We start from the raw sequence: 16,845 nt of genomic DNA, 5'->3' as shown, positions 1-16,845 counted from the left end.
CAGCCTTCAGCCCTGGTCCGGGGTGCCCGCCCCCGCCGGACGCCAGCCCCGGGCGCGGGCCCGGGTGAGGGCGAAGCCCGCCCAGAGGACGGAGAGGACGCCAGCCGATCCGAGGAGGACGAAGAGGACGGCCCGGCCGGTGGCGCGGTCGGTGTCGGAGGTGTCGCGTACGGCCACGGCCTTGGTGGCTCGCTCCGCACCGGCGGCGGGCGGGGCGGCGTCGCCGAGGACCGTGGTGACGGCTGCGTAGGCGTCCAGCTGGGGGATGTCGGCCGGGTACGCGGTGGCGGTCAGCCTTCGGGTCACCGCGTCGGCCGGCTCCTCGGGGTGGGCGGCGCGGACGGCCGCGGCGGCCCCGGCCGCGTAGGCGGTAGCCACCGCGACACCGCCGCCGAGGTAGTGCCCCTTCCCGCGCGGCCCGCCGGAGACCACTCCGGCGCCCGGGGCTGCCAGATCGATGCCCTCGGTGGGCAGTGCGCCGTCCGGCCGGGCTCCGGCGGGCAGCATGTCGGCGACCGCGAGGACGCCGGGCTCTCTGGCGGGCCAGTAGGTACGGGAGGGGATCTCGTCGGCCGAGCCGCGCGACGGCGGCTCCGGGGCGGCCGCCGCGACCACCACCGCCCCGGCCTTGCGGGCCTCGGCGACGGCTCGGGTGAGTGCGGTGTCTTTACGTGGAAGGGCAACGGCGACCGCGATGACGTCGGCCTCGGCGGTGGTCGCGGCTCGCACCGCCGCCGTGACGAGCGCGGGGTCCGGCTGCCCGCGCCGGTCGGTACCGCGCAGGGCTAGGATCTCCGCGCCCGGGGCGACCCCGGCGAGGCGCGGGGCGGGGCCGCCGGTCCCGGCGATCAGCCCGGCCAGGAACGTCCCCTGGCCGACGCAGTCGTCGGCGGCCTCGCCCCGGGCGGTGACGCGGCCGTCGAGTCCTTCGGCCCCGGGGTCGACGCCGGTGGAGATCAGCGCGACGGTCACGCCCGCGCCGGTGGTGTGCCGGTGCAGCCGGTTCAGGTCGAGGCGCTGGCGCGACCAGTCCTGCTTCTTCGCCTGCTCCTTGGAGGCGGGCGTGCAGGCGACGGCCTCGGCCCGGGCGTCGAGCGCGGTGGGCATGCCGGGCAGCTCCTGCCCCTTGGGCCCGTCGGCGGCGGGGAGTGCCATCGGTGTACGGGGGTGGGGTCCGGCCTGGGCGGGTGCGGCCAGGGGCACCACCAGGGCGGCGGCGAGCCCGGCTCCGTACAGCAGTCGGGTCGTCCTGCCCGTCCGGGGCCTCCCGGTCGTCCGTCGCTCGGGCGGCCTCACTGCGGCACCGCCTTCGGGGTCGCGGCCGTGACGTCGGCCGGGAGGAGGATGCGCAGGTCGTCCAGGGTGGGCGCGGCCAGCGAACTGATCCGGCCCGCCTGGCGGGTGACCATCGACTCGACGACCTGGCGGGCCAGGCGGGCGTTGCCGAAGGACCGGTCGCGGGGTACCGCGTCGAAGTGCTCCTTGAGCAGCGGTCCGGTGCCCGGTCCGCACTCGTACCCCATGGCGGCGGCCTGCGCGCGCACGATGGTGACCAGCTCCTCGGAGGAGTAGTCGGCGAAGGCGATCCGGCGCGGGAAGCGGGAGGAGAGGCCGGGGTTGGAGGCGAGGAAGCGTTCCATCTCGTCGGTGTATCCGGCGACGATGACGACGACCTCGTCGCGGTGGTCCTCCATCAGTTTCAGCAAGGTGTCCACCGCCTCCTGGCCGAAGTCGGCGCCGCCGCCGCGCGGGGTGAGGGTGTAGGCCTCGTCGATGAACAGGACGCCACCGCGGGCCTTTTCGAAGACCTCGCGGGTCAACTGGGCGGTGTGGCCGATGTAGCGGCCGACGAGGTCGGCGCGGGCGGCCTCGACCAGCTGACCGCGCTCCAGCACGCCGAGCTGGGTGAGCACTTCGCCGTAGAGGCGGGCGACGGTGGTCTTACCGGTGCCGGGCGGTCCGGTGAAGACCAGGTGGTTGCTGAGGGTGGGGACGGGCAGCCCGGCGGCGGCACGGTGGCGGGCGGTGGTGATGAGGTTGACCAGATCCGCGACCTCGCGCTTCACCTCGGCCAGTCCGATCATGTCGCCGAGGCGGGTGAGCGGGTCGTCGGCCGGTACGGCGGTCTCGGCGGCCGACGCGGCGGCGGTGGCGGAGACGTCCTCGGGGAGCAGCAGCCGCAGATCGCTCTCGCTGACCTGCGCCTGGGCGGAGAGCCGGATCGCCTGCCGGTCCACCATCTCCTCGAACACCCCGCGCGCGGCACGGCCGTTGCCGAATCCGGCGTCCCGGTCCATGGCCCCGAAGTGGGCGGCGAGCGCCTGGGCCGTGCCCTCCCCCAGCTCGTACTGGTGCTGGGTGCACATGCTCTCCATGATCGCGACCAGGTCGTCCACGGAGTAGTTCTCGAACTCGACGGTCCGCGAGAAGCGGGACGCGAGGCCCGGGTTGGAGCTGAGGAAGGAGTCCATCTCGCGGGAGTATCCGGCGGCGACCACCACTACGTCGTCGCGGTGGTCCTCCATGAGCTTCAGCAGGGTGTCGACGGCCTCGCGACCGAAGTCGGCGCCACCGTTGCCGCTGTCGGCGGTGAGGGTGTACGCCTCGTCGATGAACAGGACGCCGCCCAGGGCCCGTTGGAAGGTCTCGGAAGTCTTGATGGCGGTGCCGCCGACGACCTGGGCGACCAGGTCGGCGCGGGAGACCTCGACCAGGTGGCCGCTGCGCAGCGAACCCAGCTCGGCGAGGATCGCCCCGTAGAGCCGGGCGACGGTGGTCTTACCGGTGCCGGGCGGGCCCGCGAAGATCAGGTGTCTGCTCATCGGCGGTGCGGGCATGCCGAGTTGCTCGCGGCGCTGGGCGAGCTGAGTGAGGTTGACCAGGGTGCGTACCTGCTGCTTGACGTTCTCCAGGCCGATCAGCGCGTTGAGAGCGCCGAGCGGGCCGTCCGCACGGTCCGGCGGGGGCGCGTCGGCGGCGCCGGATCCGGCCGGGTCGGTGTTCTCCGCGCTGCCGCTGCCCCAGGCGTCGCGCTTGCCGTTGGAGACGCTGTTCAGGCCGTCCACGGCGAGCCGTTCGCCGGGCGCGGTCTGCACCAGGCCACCGCCCTCGTTCTCCCGGGCGGTGCAGTTGACGAGCGAGACGGGGGCGGTGGACTCCACCCGGAAACCGTCCTGGGTACCGCCGTTGGCCTCGCAGCCGCTGAGCGAGGCGAGAGCGCCCTCGCGGAGGAGGAAGCCATGGCCCTTGGCGGCGTGGACGGTGGTGCGGTTGGCGGTCAGTTCACCACCGGCGTCGACGACCACACCTTCCTCGCCGGATATCTCGACGCGGAAGTCGCGGACGGTGACGTTGCCGCCGTCCTCCACGACCAGTCCGGTGGTGGCGGTGTCGGAGACCCCGCCACCGGCCAGGTAGAGGGTGGAGCCGGAGGCCACCCGTACCCCGGCGCCCTGGGGCCGGACGATCTCGCAGTCCTCGACACGGCCCCGGGCGTCCTTGGTGGCCGCGATGCCGTCACCGGCGGGCTCGACCAGCCTGGCCCGGCGCAGCAGCGGGTTGGCGCCGCCCTGGAGGGCGACGGCGGGCGAGGAACCGATGACCTCCAGGCGGTCCAGCTCGGGTGCCGCGTCCTCCTCCAGGAGCAGCCCGGCCCCTTCGCAGTCGCGGACGGTCAGCCCCGTCAGCGCCGGGGAGGACGCCCCGGCCACACGCAGGGCCGCGCCCTGGGCACCGTCGACCCAGCAGTCCTCGAAGGTGCCGCGGGCCCGGTCGGTGACGAACAGGCCGTGCCCACGGGCGCGCGAGACGCGACAGCGGCGCAGTACGGGGTCGGTGCCCACGGCGAGGACGATCCCGTTGCCGGAGGCGCCGGTGACGCGGACGTCCTCCAGGGTGGTGCGGCCGGCCGTACTCAGGTGCACGCCGGTGCTGGTGTCGTGCACCACGGTCCGGACGACGGAGACGGCGGAGTTGGCCTCCAGGGCGATGGAGGGCTTGTCGGTAGAGGAGATGTCGCAGTCCTCGACGGTGCCCCGGGTATCGCCGTTGGCCAGCAGCCCGTTGCCGCGGGCGCCCCGGACCGTACAGTCGCGGACGCGGGCCTCGCCCTGTTCGGCGAGGACGATGCCGCTGGTGCCGAGGTGTTCGAGCGTGCAGGACTCGACGGTGGTGGGGGTGGTGGAGGTGACGACGATCCCGGCGCCCTGCGGGTTGCTCACGCGGCAGTCCCGCAGCGCGAGGGAGCCGGTCCCGCCGGCCAGCATCGCGGTCCAGGCGGCGCCCACGATCTCGCACCCGTCGAGCGCGGCCTGCCCGCGCCGCACATCGACGGCGGGCAGCTCGGAGTCCCCGCCGCGCAGGGTGAGTTCGGAGAGCATGACGGCGTCGGCGCGCAGCGCGATGACGCTGCCCGAACGCGGCCGGATCTCCACCGTGCCCCGTCCCTCGGCGGCGGTGAGGGTCACCCGGGTGTGGATCACCAGGTTCTCCGCGTACGTCCCGGGCCGGACGCTGATGAGCGCCCCGGTACGGGCGGCGGCGAGCGCCTCACCGATCGTGGAAAAACGGTCCGCGGGGCCGACCGTCAGTACCTGGCGCGACACGCACCAACCTCCTTGCTCCGGCGGCGTCCTGGCCGGACGCCCCTGTTCGCCGGGACGCGTTTCGGCGGTCCGGCGATGCCATCATGTCTCGCTGCGTGCGCCCGGGTCAGGTGCTCCACTTCTGGTTGTCGAGCCCGGTGCACTCCCACAGGATCAGATAGGTCTCCGGGCCCCGGCCCTTGCTGTGGTTCGGGATGTCGACGCACTTGCCGACGACGGTGTTGACCAGGTCGTGGGCGCCGTTCAGGGTGAACTTCTGGGCGGCGGAGCCGTTGCACCAGGCGAGCTGGATACGGGAGCCGTTGGCGAAGTTCGCGTTGGCCACGTCCAGGCACTTGTCCCTGGCCCGGATCGTGCCGTCGGAGCCGAAGCGCCACTTCTGGGCGTCGGCGCCGTTGCAGTCCCACATGAACAGCGGCTGGCCGTCGTTGAAGTTGTGACCGGGGACGTCGAGGCAGCGCCCGGAGAGGTGGCTGCGGAAGGAGACGGGCCCGCTGAAGGTGACGGCGGGCTGAGCCTTGGCGGGCTGGTTCTTGCTACCGCCGCTCTCGGTCTTGCCCTTCTCCTCGGCCTTCTCGCTGGACTTCTCCTTGGCAGGATCGGCCTTCTTCGGCGGGTCTTCGGGTCCGTCATCCTTCTTCGCCTCGGCCTTGCTGCCGTCCGCCGGAGGGATGGCGGGCACGGGGTTACCGCTTTTCTCCCGCTTCTCCTCACCCCTCTCCCCATCCGTATCCGCGGGCGCGCTGGTGCCGGGCGCGGTGACGGCGAACTCGCCCGGCGCCTCGGGCCCGCTCCCGTCGAGGACGGTCCCGGCCCCCGCGGCCTTCGTCCGCTCGGGCCCGTCGTCGTTGTTCCCGGCAAGCACGAGGAAGGGCACCGACACGAGCAGCGCGCCGACAACCGCCGCCCCCGCGAGCGCGGCCTTGCCGGGCCGCCCGACGGGCCCGGCCTCCTGCTGCGGCCGGCCGATGGCGGTGGCAGTGGCGGTCATGGTCCGTACGAGAGCGGGAAGCCGGCTCTGGGCGGCGGCGGAGGCGCTGGGGTCGGCCTCGGGGTCGGAGGTGGTGGCGCCGGGCGTTGTGGCTGGGGCGTCGGGGGCGTGGGAGGCCTGAGGAGTCGGCGCCTCGGAGGCCTGGGCCTCGGGGGTTTGGGCCTCGGGGGCCTGGGCTTGCGAGGCCTGGACCTCGGGGCGCTTGCCCTGCTGACCCTCCTCAGCCTCCTCGGCCTTCTCGGTCTTCTCGCCCTCCTCAGCCCCCTTGGCGTTCTCGGTCTCGAGGACCTTCGCGACCTGCGGGGTCGTCTCTGCCTCAGGGACCTTCTCCGCCTCAGCGGCCTCGGCTTCGGTCTCCGCTCCCGCCCGGGCGGGAGCGGAGGCGGGGCTCTGCGGGGACGGCGAACGCGTCACGGGGTCCTCCCTGTGGTGTGGGGCCAGGGTTCGGTCGGATCGAGGCCGCCGACGGCCGGGGCCACAGGCCCGGAACTCACGGCACCGGGAAGGCTGTCGGCGGGAACGAGCAGCGGAGCAGCGGCACCGGAGTTGACCATCAGCAGCGCGCCGGTGCCCGCCAGCGACCCGGCCAACTCCCGGGCGGACACGGTGTCATGGTGAAGTGCCGCGGACATGAACGCGTGGGTGGGCGAGGTGAACAGGAGCACCACCGGCGCCCCGTCCCGCCCTGCGGCCATGAGTGGCCCGCCGTCCGGCCCGCGTACGACGGTGACGTCCGCCTCCGCGAGTGCGGCGAGCGCCTCGTCCGCCGTGCCGTACCCGGTGGCGGCCCGCTGGGCGGCAGCGTCCACCGGATCGGTGGGCTCCGGCCAGCCGAGGAGCCGGGCCGAGGGACGGTAGGCGGGGTTGGCGCGGTACTCGCCGACACTCCCGCTCGCGTCCGACTGCCACTCCCCCAGCACGGCCCACTCCGGCGGCGTCCGCGCCTGCGTCCACTCCGGATCGACGATTCCGATCCAGTGGCCGGGCGCGCGACGTGCGGCGTCCTTCACGGCTTCCGGCACGAGGGAGGCATCCACCTGAACTCTTGGCTCCGTACGAATCTTTGAGTGCCGAACGGCCTCAACAGGATGTCATACGCGCCCCGTTGACGGGGTCCGACAGCGGGCCCGTATCGACCGTCTGCCTGCCCGTTTGCTGCCCGAGCGGGGAACGTTCCGGGACAGGAAAGGCGTGGGATGACAAAGCGACGGAGGCGCATCGAGGCGAGTGGCCTCTCCCGCTCCCCCGAGGGGCTACGTTGGGCTCGCCCACGAGGAGGAGTCAGCGCATGCCCCCCGAGCCCCCCGCCCCCGGCAACGAGTCCGCGGCAGCAGCCGAGAAGAAGTCCGGCGCCGCTTCCCCGCCGCCCACCACGGAGGAGTCCGGCCCCGCGTCCCCGTCGTCCGCCGCCGCGACCGAGGCGCGGGAGCCCCGGAGCGAGGCCGCCGCGACGACCGGCACCGAGGAGATCCCGACCGAGCCCGCCGCAAGGGCCGGCACCGAAAAGAGCCGGGCTCCAGCCCCGCCCGAGGAACCCCCAACACGGGCCGAAGCCGAAGCCACGACCACCACCAAAGCCCCGACCGAGGAATCCCCGAAGGCCGCCCCCGCCACCCCCTCCGACCCCTCGTCCACGGCACAGACCACCGAAGCCTCCGAAGGCCGCACGGAGGCCATCGCCCTGGCAGCGGCCGTCGCCGCGAAGCCGGACACCAGGACCCTCACCGCCGCCGACAAGGGCCGCCCCCGCACCCCGGTCCTGGCGGGGGCGGCGTTCGTCGGCGCCGCCCTGGTCGCGATACCCGTGCTGCTGATGGGCAGCGCGAACGACGACGAGCCGCGGCGCCCCGCCACCACGCCGGTCGCGGGGAGCGCCGACACGGTTCTCAACCCGGAGTCGGCCCCGGCGGCGCTGGACGACTACGTGGCGGTGAAGCCCAAGCCGTCCCCGACGGAACAGAAGAGGACCACCGCGCCAAAGGCCGCTCCCGCACCTGTGGCGCCGTCGCCGGCTCCCCGTACGACCGCCCCCGCCGAGAAGCCGAAGGCCTCGCCGGAACCGAAGCCAAAGGCGGCCCCGAAGCCGGACTGGGGCACCCAGACGGTCTCCGCGACCAGTTCCATCGGGGTCGGCCAGTCCTGGGCCACCAACCGCATCCGCATGACGATGCAGCAGGACGGCAACCTCGTCGTCTACAACGAGCGGAACAAACCGATCTGGGCCGCCATGACCTTCGGCGAGAACCACCGGGCGATCTTCCAGCCCGACGGCAACCTGGTCATCCACAACGGCGACGACCGCCCCATCTGGGCGTCCAAGACGCATGACTTCGGCGGCGCCCAGCTGGTCCTGAGGCCCGACGCGAAGGTGGTCATCGTGCACAACGGCAAGGTGGTCTGGTCGACGTGACGGGCGTGACCATGTGGGGTCACTGACCCGCGAGGAGGCCGGGCTGTCCTCGACCACGGCGCATGCCTCAGATGCGACCCCCATAGTCCGCGCGGCGTGAAGGAAGGATCCGGGGCCGGTTTGCCGTGCTCGACCTGCGTGAGCGCGTCGAAGGCGTCGACGGGGGTGGTGAGTTCGGCGGCGAGCGCATCATGCTAGAGAGGCTTGAACTCTTCCTCCCGGTCGGCCGGCGGACGGCGCCCGAGGTGGTCCTCTATCTACCGCGTCATCGACCGGCTGGAAAGCCCCATGAACCGGTCGATGATCTCGGCTTCGGTGAGTTTCCATCCCAGCTTGGCCAGAACGAGCGCATCCACGCACCGCGACGCGTTCGCTGCCGACGAGCACGCCGTCGCAGTCGAACATGACGAGTTCAATGGGCTGGGTCATGCCCGCAGGACAGGCGGGCCGTTCCCGTCACACCAGGTCAGACGTTCTGCCGGCCCGGCCGATGGTCAGCTCCCGTCCGGGTACAGGCCGAGGCCACGATGCTGCGGGATCAGCCAGGCTTCCGCAGCCGGGGCGAGATCGACGACCAGGCGCTCCCCCACACCGGAGGCCGTGGAGGCGTCCGGAGAGAGATAGCCGAGGCCACGCAGCTCACCGACCGCTGTACGGAAAGCCTCGCGGCCCTCGGCAGCCAGACGCTCGTCCCGAGTGAGGGCGACCAGCTCACTGATCGTGGGTTCCTGCCCAGGTGCATAGCCGACGGCGAGTTCCGCCAGGATCCCGCGAGCACGCCATGTCAGACGCATGTCCCACATCGCCCGCGCGAGAAGGCAACTCAAACTGTCCGTTTGCGACGCGGACCAAGAGCGCGGTTCCGCAGCGTCCAGGAGGGGCCTCCCGCTCCCCAGCCCTGTCTTGTGACGTTTCTTCACGCTCAGCTGGACGAGGAGGCCGACCTGGCCATGCGATGGCCTGCGGAGATTTGATTCGTAGACGAGTTGGGCGTTGTCCGAGTCGTGGGGACTTCACCGTGGATCGTGCCGGATGACCTGTGGGAGCGGATCGAGCTGCTGCTTCCGAAGAAGGGGACAACGGTCCCGGTATCCCGGTCGCCTTCCGGCCCCGGACTGTCAGATCCTGGCGGAATCCTGTACGTGCTGCACACCGGCATTCAGTGGGAACGCCTTCCCCAGGAGCAGAGTTCAGGACAGTCCTCAGCCGATTCGGTGATCCGGTGCGACAGGGACGTCACCGTTCGGCACCATGGGGTGCTTGGTATGTGGGGCTGTTCAGGCCGGAACTTCACAAGGGGGCGGGCATGGTTCGCGCGGTGCGATGGACTATTGCCGGGGGCGCGACGATCGTCACGTTCGGGGTATGCGTCGCGGTCGTACGGGCGCTGACGTGGAGCTGGCTACCGACGGAGGACGGGGCACGGCTCGACACGGCCCTCGCTTTCGCCGCCATCGCAGCCACGGCGGTTCTCGCGGGCCTCAGTTGGTGGGCCACACGCGAACAGCAGGCGCCGACACTCACACCCCCGCCTCGGACGCGCACCCTGGTCCAGACGGCCACCGCCGCCGGCAGCAGCACGGTCAAGCAGACCGGCGGCGGCGCGGCACAGGTCGAGCAGCACGCGGAGGCATCGGACGAGGCACGCGTTTTCCAGTCCGGCGGCCGGGGCCTGCGAGGCCTGCGCACCGGGCCTGAGCGGATCGAGCAGCGCGCGGAGGCGTCCGGGTATAGCCGCATCGAGCAGAGCGGCTGCGAGCGGACCGCCGAAGGGGCTTGACTTGTTGCGGAGCAACAAACAGTACGCTCGAGCCTCCGGCAACGGTCAGAACTACCTGGCTGCCGGGAACCAATACTTCACGCAATCGAACTCTGCCGCCCCTCAGTCCTTGGCCTCTCTCCCGGCCGCGCGACGGCTGATCGGCCGGGAGAAACCGACCGCCGCAGTATTGGATGCCTTGGGACCGGAAGGACCGACCACCACGGTCGTGACAGGCCTCCCGGGCGTTGGAAAGACTGCTCTGGTACTACATGCTGCCCACCAGGCGGTATCCCTGGGCCTCTTCCCAGGAGGAGTTTTATTCGTGCACTTGCGCGGCTACGCTCCGACAGGCGCGCTCAAACCTGAACAGGTACTGGAGATTCTGTTACGGGCGCTGGGAGTACGAGACACGGACCTGCCGCCGACGGGCGAGGAGCAGGCCGCTCTCTACCAGTCGGAGTTGACTCGCCGGGCCAAAGACCACGGAGCGGTCCTGATCGTCGCAGATGACGCCTCTGGCCCTGGTCAGCTCCGCTCCCTCATCCCGGCACATACCTGCCACCGTCTTCTCTCGACCTCCCGCGAAGCCCTGGCCGCCCCCGATCTCCCATCCCGCCTCATTTCCCTCGACGAGCTCAGCACCGAATCGGCCACCGCTCTGATCTCTACCGCTCTTGCCGAAGTGCGCCCCGACGATCCTCGCGCCGAAGCATCTTCATCGGCGCTGAGGCAAGTGGCGAATTACTGCGGTCGGCTGCCACTGGCCTTGACCATCGCCGCCGCCCTGCTTGTCGATGACCCCGGACTTCCCGCCGCTGTCCTGGTGAATGAACTCGCCGACGCCCGCACCCGGTTAACGACGCTGGAACACGAAGACGCCGACGGTCACACCCTCGGGCTACGCGCCGCATTCAAGTTGTCTCACCAACGCTTGAAAAAGCAGGATGCGAAGATGTTTCGCTTGCTTGCCCACAATCCGGGTCCGGATCTCTCCACCGAGGCCGCTGCCGCTCTGAGCGACCGGACACCGCGCGAAACCCGCAAGAGCTTGGCCTCCCTTACCCGTGCCGGCCTGCTGAGTGAGCAACCCATCGGCTCGGATCGCTGGCGGATGCACGACCTGATCCATCTGTTCGCCTACGAGCTGCCGCCCGGCGAGGGTGAGGAGGAAGCACAGGGGCGGTTCGTGACCTACTACACCATCAATTGCTCACAAGCCAACACATGCCTGATCGCCCAACCCCTACAGCCCGAACTCACTGCTTTCCCTCACCACACTGCCGCAATGAAGTGGCTGGACTCCGAATCGCAGAACCTTATCTCCCTCATCTTCTGCGCCGCCCCCCTGTACCCCCACCCAATTCTGACCATCGCGAACTCGTTAAGCCTCTACCTGGATTATCGAAATCGCTTTCGAGAGATGCGCGAAATCAACGCTTTCGCCTTGGCCATATCCCGGGAACTCAAGGATCGCCTCAGCGAGGCCCACGCACTTAATAATCTCGGCAACGCGTTCCATAAATTGGGCCGCCACAAGGAATCTCTTGACACTCACCTCCAATCAATAGAGATCTACCACGATCTCGGAAAATCAATTCCCGAAGCCCAGGCACTTATGAACATCGGTGCCACACTCACTCTTCTGGGGTGCTACGCCGAATCGATCGAAATATCCAAGAAAGCGATCGCCATATATCGAAAATTTGATCACAGCTACGGCGAAGGCCAGACACTCAACAATATCGGCACTGCGCTCCAACTTGCAGGCCGTCACGGAGAAGCCGTCACAGCATTCCGCCAGGCCATCAAAATTCACCGCACTAACGGAAGCGGCCACGACGAAGCCCAGGCCCTCAACAATATCGGCAATTCACTCCACCACTTGCATCAATACCGTGAGGCCATCGAAAAACTATCGCAAGCCGCCAATTCCTATAGGAAGTACGGCGACTTCCACCGCGAGGCCGAAGCACTCGACAGCCTTGGCAGAACACTTGAGAGCGCAGGCCTTCACGGAGAGGCCGTCATCGCGTACACACGAGCCGTAGAAATCTTCCGCGAATTCGAAAACACCTACGCCGAGACGGCTTCACTCGAAAGGCTCACCCAAGCTCGAAAAGCCGCTGAAAAGAACGAGTGAGAAACGAGGCCGTGAAGGATCAAGAACTGTCCTGCGCGAGGACCGGGAGAATCAGCGGCACGCCCCCAGCTCAACGACCTTGGTCAGCCGAGGAAGCTCAACCGCACCTGCCGCTCCGGATTATCCCGGTTCGTATCCACCAGGCAGACCGACTGCCAGGTCCCCAGCTCCAGTCGGCCGCCGATCACCGGCAGGGTGGCGTGGGGCGGGACCAGGGCCGGGAGTACGTGGTCGCGGCCGTGGCCCGGGCTGCCGTGGCGGTGTTGCCAGCGGTCGTCGGCGGGGAGCAGGTGGTGGAGGGCGGCCAGGAGGTCGTCGTCGCTGCCTGCGCCGGTCTCCAGTACGGCGATGCCGGCCGTGGCGTGCGGGACGAAGACGTTGAGCAGGCCGTCGCGGCCGGGGGCGGTGCGGGTGAGGAACTCCTCGCAGGCGCGCGTCAGGTCCGTGACGGTCTCGGCCGTACCCGTGGTGATGTTCAGGACCGTGGTGGTGAAGGAATCGGACATGCCTCCATCATCACCTCACCGAGGTGAGATGACGCGTCCACGCTCCGAGACGCCATTGACCGTGTCCCGACCGGATGACTACGTTCAGCGCCATGTTCCGATCAGCTCTGCTCACTTCGCGCGGTCACATCGACCTGCTGCGAGTGGCTTCCGCCGCGTGTTGTCGCGGCTGCTGACGTTCTCTCAGCGACTTCCGGGCCGCCCCTGCGCTGTCTGCGGTATTCCGTCGCTCGTTCTGGTGTAGTCGCGTCCGGCTCCGTGCCGCCGCACATCCGCACCAGCCGCACCAGCATCCGCTGAGCTTCCTGCCCCCTCTCCCGCATTCGCCTTTGCCGGCCGTCGGTCGGTCCTCGTGCGTGCGTGGTTACGGGGTTGCTCCGGCATGTCCGTGCCCCCTGCCCCTCTGCCCGCCTGCCTGCGCATCCGTGCGTCCCTCCCTGGAGCTGTCATGACCGTCAGCCATGCACCACCGTCCGTGAAACCCGTACCCCTCGAGAAACCCTCCGCGCCGACGCGTACGGCGCCCGAGTTGGAGGCCGTCGTCCCGGCCTCCGTCCGGCGGTCGCGGTTGCGGGCCGCGCCTCGGTGGGTGCGGCGTGCGGTGGGGCCCCTGCTGTTGCTCGGGTTGTGGCAGGTGTTCAGTGCCACCGGGGTACTCGATCCCGATGTGCTCGCCTCGCCCGGGACCATCGCCCGCGCCGGCGCCGATCTGATGGCCGACGGGACGCTTCCCGCCGCGATGGGGGTCTCACTCCAGCGGGTGGTCGTGGGGCTCCTGCTCGGCGGGGTCGTCGGGACGGCGCTCGCGCTCGTGTCGGGGCTCTCGCGGCTCGGGGAGGATCTCGTCGACGCGACCGTACAGATGCTGCGCACCGTGCCCTGGGTCGGGCTCATCCCCCTCTTCATCATCTGGCTCGGGATCGGCGAGGCGCCCAAGGTGGCCCTCATCGCCCTCGGGGTGGCCTTTCATCTGTATCTGAACGTGTACGCGGGCATTCGGGGAGTCGATGCCCAACTCATTGAAGCCGGTACGTCGTTGGGGCTCGGGCGATGGGGGCTGGTTCGGCATGTCGTGCTGCCGGGGGCGCTGCCCGGGGCCATGACCGGTCTGCGCTACTCGCTGGCGACCGCCTGGCTCGCGCTCGTCTTCGGTGAGTCGATCAACGCCGACGCCGGGATCGGGTTCCTGATGAACCAGGCCCGCGAGTTCTTCCGGACCGACGTGATCGTCGTCTGTCTCGTCGTGTACGCCTTCCTCGGCCTCACCGCCGACGTCATCGTCCGGATCCTCGAAAGGCTGCTGCTGCAATGGCGACCGACCTTCACCGGCCAGTGAAGACCCACCTCGAACCCCCTCCCGCCTCCGAAGCCGCCGTACGCGTCGAAGGGCTCACCCGCTCCTTCGACGGGCGTTCCGTCATCGACGACCTCGATCTCACCCTGAACGCGGGCGAGTTCACCGTGCTGCTCGGACGCAGCGGGTGCGGCAAGTCGACCCTGCTGCGAGTGCTCGCCGGGCTCGACCGGGAGATCTCCGGCACCGTCCTGGTGCCCCGCCGCCGCGCGGTCGCGTTCCAGGCCCCGCGCCTGATGCCCTGGAAGCGGGTCTGGCGCAACGTGCTGCTCGGGCTGCCGGGCAAGCCCGAACGCGCCGTCGCCGAGCAGGCGTTGGCGGAGGTCGGTCTCGCGGAGCGGGCCGGGGCGTGGCCCAAGACGCTGTCCGGCGGAGAGGCCCAGCGCGCTTCGCTGGCCCGGGCCCTGGTGCGCGAGCCCGATCTGCTGCTGCTCGACGAGCCGTTCGGCGCGCTGGACGCCCTGACCCGGATCAAGGCCCAGCAGCTCGTGGCCGAGCTCTGGCAGCGGCGCGGCTGCGCGGTGCTCCTGGTCACCCATGACGTGGACGAGGCCCTGCTGCTGGCCGACCGGGTGCTGGTGATGCGGGACGGCCGGATCGCGTACGACACGGCCGTCGCGCTGGACCGGCCGCGCACGGTCGGCTCCCCCGGCTTCACCGACCTGCGCTCCCGGCTGCTCACCGAACTGGGCGTCGAGGACGCGGGCCGCGCCAACGAGCCGGGTGTCGAAGGCGTCGGCCGCCCCCAGGCCCGTACGGAGAGCGCGGAGAGCCCCGACGTATCGCCCGTACACCCCCACCCTCATCACGGAGAGCTGTCATGAAACGTCGCACCCTGCCCGCCCTGCTCCTCCCCCTCGCCCTCCTTCTCTCCGCGTGCGGCGGCGCCTCGTCCGCGAACTCGGGTGACAACACCGACGGCAAGGGCAGCCTCACGCTCAACGTCGGTGACCAGAAGGGAGGTTACGAGGCCATCCTGCGGGCCTCCGGAGAGCTCGACAACCTCGACTACCGCATCAAGTGGTCCACCTTCACCTCGGGGCCACCCCTGCTGGAGGCCGTGAGCGCCGGGGCCGTCGACATCGGCGGCGTCGGCAACACGCCGCCCGTCTTCGCGGCCGGGGCCGACTCGAACATCGCTGTCGTCGGCGCCACGCACGGCTCGCCGGCCGGTGAGGTCATCGTCGTGCCCGAGGACTCCCCGCTGAAGAAGCCCGCCCAGCTCAAGGGCAGGTCCATCGCCGTCGCCCAGGGCAGTTCGGCCCACTTCCAGCTGGTCGCCTCGCTCAAGAAGGCCGGGCTCGGGATCGGGGACGTAGAGCTGAATTACCTCCAGCCCGCCGACGCGCTCGCCGCGTTCAGCCGGGGCAAGGTCGACGCCTGGGCGATCTGGGACCCGTACACCTCGCAGGTCCTGCGCACCTCGGACGCCCGGGTCCTCACGACCGGCGAAGGTGTCGTCAACGGCCTCGGATTCCAAGTGGCTTCGCCCGCCTCGCTCAAGGACACGAAGAAGTCCCAGGCCATCGGCGATCTGCTCGTACGGCTGGAGCGGGCCCAGAAGTGGGTCTTCGAGCACCCGGAGGAGTGGGCGAAGGTCTGGGCGAAGGAGACCGGGCTTCCGTACGAAGTGGCGCTGGACGCCGTGAAGCGCTCCTACGGCACCCGCGTCCCGGTGGCGATCGACGCCGCCGCCATCGCCTCCGAGCAGGAGATCGCCGACACCTTTGCCGAACTCAAGCTGATTCCACGGCGGTTCGACTTCGAGGACTACGTCGACACCCGCTTCAACCGCGACCTTCCCCCTTCCTCCACCGCGCCGCGCTCCTACGGAAAGGCCTCCTCATGAACGTCCATCTGCACTGGTTCCTGCCCACCGGCGGCGACGGCCGGACGCTCGTGGACCGGCACGCGTACACCGACGGCGGCATCAAGCGCGACCGGATCACCCCCGTGAGCGGCGTGCGCGCCCCGGACATCGAGTACCTGGCCCAGATCGCCAAAGCGGCGGAGCAGTTGGGCTTTGAAGCCGTACTGACGCCGACCGGTACCTGGTGCGAGGACGCCTGGCTGACCACGGTGGCCCTCGCCCAGCACACCGAGCGGCTGAAGTTCCTGGTGGCGTTCCGGCCGGGGGTCATCTCGCCCGTGCTGGCCGCGCAGATGGCCGCCACCTATCAGCGGATCACCCGCGGGCGGCTGCTGCTCAACGTCGTCACCGGCGGCGACTCGACCGAACAGCGGCGTTTCGGGGACCACTTGGACCATGACCGGAGGTACGCGCGCACCGCCGAGTTCCTGTCGGTGGTGCGGGGCGCCTGGAGCGGGCAGCCGTACGACTTCGACGGAGAGCACTACCAGGTGGAGGGCGGGCTCACCGCGCTGCCGCCGGACCCGCTGCCGGAGATCTTCTTCGGCGGGTCGTCGGCGGCGGCCGGGCCGGTCGCCGCCGCGCACGCCGATGTCTATCTCACCTGGGGCGAGCCGCCGGCCGCCGTGAAGGAGAAGATCGACTGGATTCGCGGCTTGGCGGAGGAGCAGGGGCGCAAGGTCCGGTTCGGCATCCGGCTGCACACCATTTCGCGGGATTCATCGCGGGAGGCATGGGCGACCGCCGACCGGCTGCTGGGCGACCTCGATCCGGAGACGATCGCGGCGGCGCAGCAGGCGCTGGGGAAGAGCGAGTCGGTCGGGCAGCAGCGGATGCTGGCGCTGCACGGCGGTTCGCGGGACAAGCTGGAGATCGCGCCGAACCTCTGGGCGGGCGTCGGTCTCGTACGCGGCGGGGCCGGGACCGCGCTGGTGGGCAGCCATGCGGAGGTCGCGGACCGGATCGAGGAGTACCACGCGCTGGGCGTGGAGCACTTCGTGCTCTCCGGGTATCCGCATCTGGAGGAGGCGTACTGGTTCGGCGAGGGCGTCACCCCCGAGCTGTCCCGCCGCGGGCTGCTGCCGACCGGGCCCGCCTCGCCGCTGCTGGGTGTGAACGGTGCCGAGAGCCGGACAGTCCCGGCGCCGGGCGGGGCTCCCCTGCTGCTCGCCGGAGGCCGCTGAGCCGTGCGGTGACGGCCTTGGGGG

At 70.4% G+C, this 16,845-nt stretch carries 15 protein-coding genes; 9 read left to right on the top strand and 6 right to left on the bottom strand.

The genetic code is table 11. The features are described 5' to 3' along the window. Nucleotides 1-6 precede the first annotated feature (6 nt). The 4 genes from A3Q37_RS06915 to A3Q37_RS06900 all read right to left on the bottom strand — a co-directional run bounded on the left by A3Q37_RS06915 (nt 7) and on the right by A3Q37_RS06900 (nt 6,632). Nucleotides 7-1,296 (bottom strand): S8 family serine peptidase, encoded by a 1,290-nt coding sequence (locus tag A3Q37_RS06915; RefSeq protein ID WP_065479125.1) that lies wholly within the window; start codon nt 1,294-1,296, stop codon nt 7-9. Then, the gene (locus A3Q37_RS06910; protein WP_065479122.1) at nt 1,293-4,604 is read right to left on the bottom strand and encodes a right-handed parallel beta-helix repeat-containing protein; all 3,312 of its coding nucleotides are present in this window, start codon (nt 4,602-4,604) and stop codon (nt 1,293-1,295) included. The genes A3Q37_RS06915 and A3Q37_RS06910 overlap by 4 nt, the downstream gene beginning before the upstream one ends. A gap of 106 nt (nt 4,605-4,710) precedes the next feature. Next, entirely contained in the window at nt 4,711-6,009 is a 1,299-nt protein-coding gene (locus A3Q37_RS06905; protein WP_065479119.1) for a ricin-type beta-trefoil lectin domain protein, read from the bottom strand. After that, the gene (locus A3Q37_RS06900; RefSeq protein ID WP_065479116.1) at nt 6,006-6,632 is read right to left on the bottom strand and encodes a type VII secretion system-associated protein; all 627 of its coding nucleotides are present in this window, start codon (nt 6,630-6,632) and stop codon (nt 6,006-6,008) included. Before A3Q37_RS06900 ends, A3Q37_RS06905 begins: the two co-directional genes overlap by 4 nt. A gap of 251 nt (nt 6,633-6,883) precedes the next feature. On the opposite strand from A3Q37_RS06900, the gene A3Q37_RS06895 reads away from it, so the two are divergent. Beyond that, nucleotides 6,884-8,005 (top strand): mannose-binding protein, encoded by a 1,122-nt coding sequence (locus A3Q37_RS06895; protein ID WP_065479111.1) that lies wholly within the window; start codon nt 6,884-6,886, stop codon nt 8,003-8,005. Nucleotides 8,006-8,499: 494 nt separating this feature from the next. Here the strand turns inward: A3Q37_RS06895 and A3Q37_RS06890 are convergent, their stop codons facing one another. Continuing rightward, nucleotides 8,500-8,799, bottom strand: a complete 300-nt coding sequence (locus A3Q37_RS06890; protein ID WP_255311755.1) for a hypothetical protein — start codon at nt 8,797-8,799, stop codon at nt 8,500-8,502. A 210-nt stretch (nt 8,800-9,009) separates the two neighbouring features. On the opposite strand from A3Q37_RS06890, the gene A3Q37_RS38300 reads away from it, so the two are divergent. The 3 genes from A3Q37_RS38300 to A3Q37_RS06880 all read left to right on the top strand — a co-directional run bounded on the left by A3Q37_RS38300 (nt 9,010) and on the right by A3Q37_RS06880 (nt 11,907). Further along, complete coding sequence (locus A3Q37_RS38300; RefSeq protein WP_369691443.1) at nt 9,010-9,396, top strand: transposase; 387 nt, start codon at nt 9,010-9,012, stop codon at nt 9,394-9,396. Continuing rightward, nucleotides 9,324-9,785 (top strand): hypothetical protein, encoded by a 462-nt coding sequence (locus A3Q37_RS06885; RefSeq protein ID WP_079137683.1) that lies wholly within the window; start codon nt 9,324-9,326, stop codon nt 9,783-9,785. Before A3Q37_RS38300 ends, A3Q37_RS06885 begins: the two co-directional genes overlap by 73 nt. A gap of 304 nt (nt 9,786-10,089) precedes the next feature. Beyond that, nucleotides 10,090-11,907 carry a tetratricopeptide repeat protein gene (locus A3Q37_RS06880; RefSeq protein WP_065479105.1) on the top strand — a complete coding sequence of 606 codons (1,818 nt, stop codon included), beginning with the start codon at nt 10,090-10,092 and terminating at the stop codon, nt 11,905-11,907. Nucleotides 11,908-11,990: 83 nt separating this feature from the next. On the opposite strand, the gene A3Q37_RS06875 is transcribed toward A3Q37_RS06880, so the two are convergent. Continuing rightward, complete coding sequence (locus A3Q37_RS06875; RefSeq protein WP_065479102.1) at nt 11,991-12,413, bottom strand: YjbQ family protein; 423 nt, start codon at nt 12,411-12,413, stop codon at nt 11,991-11,993. A gap of 74 nt (nt 12,414-12,487) precedes the next feature. Between A3Q37_RS06875 and A3Q37_RS38295 the strand changes: the two genes are divergently transcribed. The 5 genes from A3Q37_RS38295 to A3Q37_RS06855 all read left to right on the top strand — a co-directional run bounded on the left by A3Q37_RS38295 (nt 12,488) and on the right by A3Q37_RS06855 (nt 16,821). Further along, the gene (locus A3Q37_RS38295) at nt 12,488-12,589 is read left to right on the top strand and encodes a putative leader peptide (protein WP_350772794.1); all 102 of its coding nucleotides are present in this window, start codon (nt 12,488-12,490) and stop codon (nt 12,587-12,589) included. A gap of 272 nt (nt 12,590-12,861) precedes the next feature. Continuing rightward, nucleotides 12,862-13,749, top strand: a complete 888-nt coding sequence (locus tag A3Q37_RS06870; RefSeq protein ID WP_079137682.1) for an ABC transporter permease — start codon at nt 12,862-12,864, stop codon at nt 13,747-13,749. Then, entirely contained in the window at nt 13,722-14,591 is an 870-nt protein-coding gene (locus A3Q37_RS06865) for an ABC transporter ATP-binding protein (RefSeq protein ID WP_065479093.1), read from the top strand. Before A3Q37_RS06870 ends, A3Q37_RS06865 begins: the two co-directional genes overlap by 28 nt. Further along, the gene (locus tag A3Q37_RS06860) at nt 14,588-15,616 is read left to right on the top strand and encodes an ABC transporter substrate-binding protein (protein WP_065479090.1); all 1,029 of its coding nucleotides are present in this window, start codon (nt 14,588-14,590) and stop codon (nt 15,614-15,616) included. Before A3Q37_RS06865 ends, A3Q37_RS06860 begins: the two co-directional genes overlap by 4 nt. Then, complete coding sequence (locus tag A3Q37_RS06855) at nt 15,613-16,821, top strand: LLM class flavin-dependent oxidoreductase (RefSeq protein ID WP_065479087.1); 1,209 nt, start codon at nt 15,613-15,615, stop codon at nt 16,819-16,821. Before A3Q37_RS06860 ends, A3Q37_RS06855 begins: the two co-directional genes overlap by 4 nt. Nucleotides 16,822-16,845: the final 24 nt, after the last annotated feature.

Source organism: Streptomyces sp. PTY087I2, assembly GCF_001687325.1.
Classification (GTDB): domain Bacteria; phylum Actinomycetota; class Actinomycetes; order Streptomycetales; family Streptomycetaceae; genus Streptomyces.
This window is presented reverse-complemented; position numbering and strand designations above follow the sequence as displayed.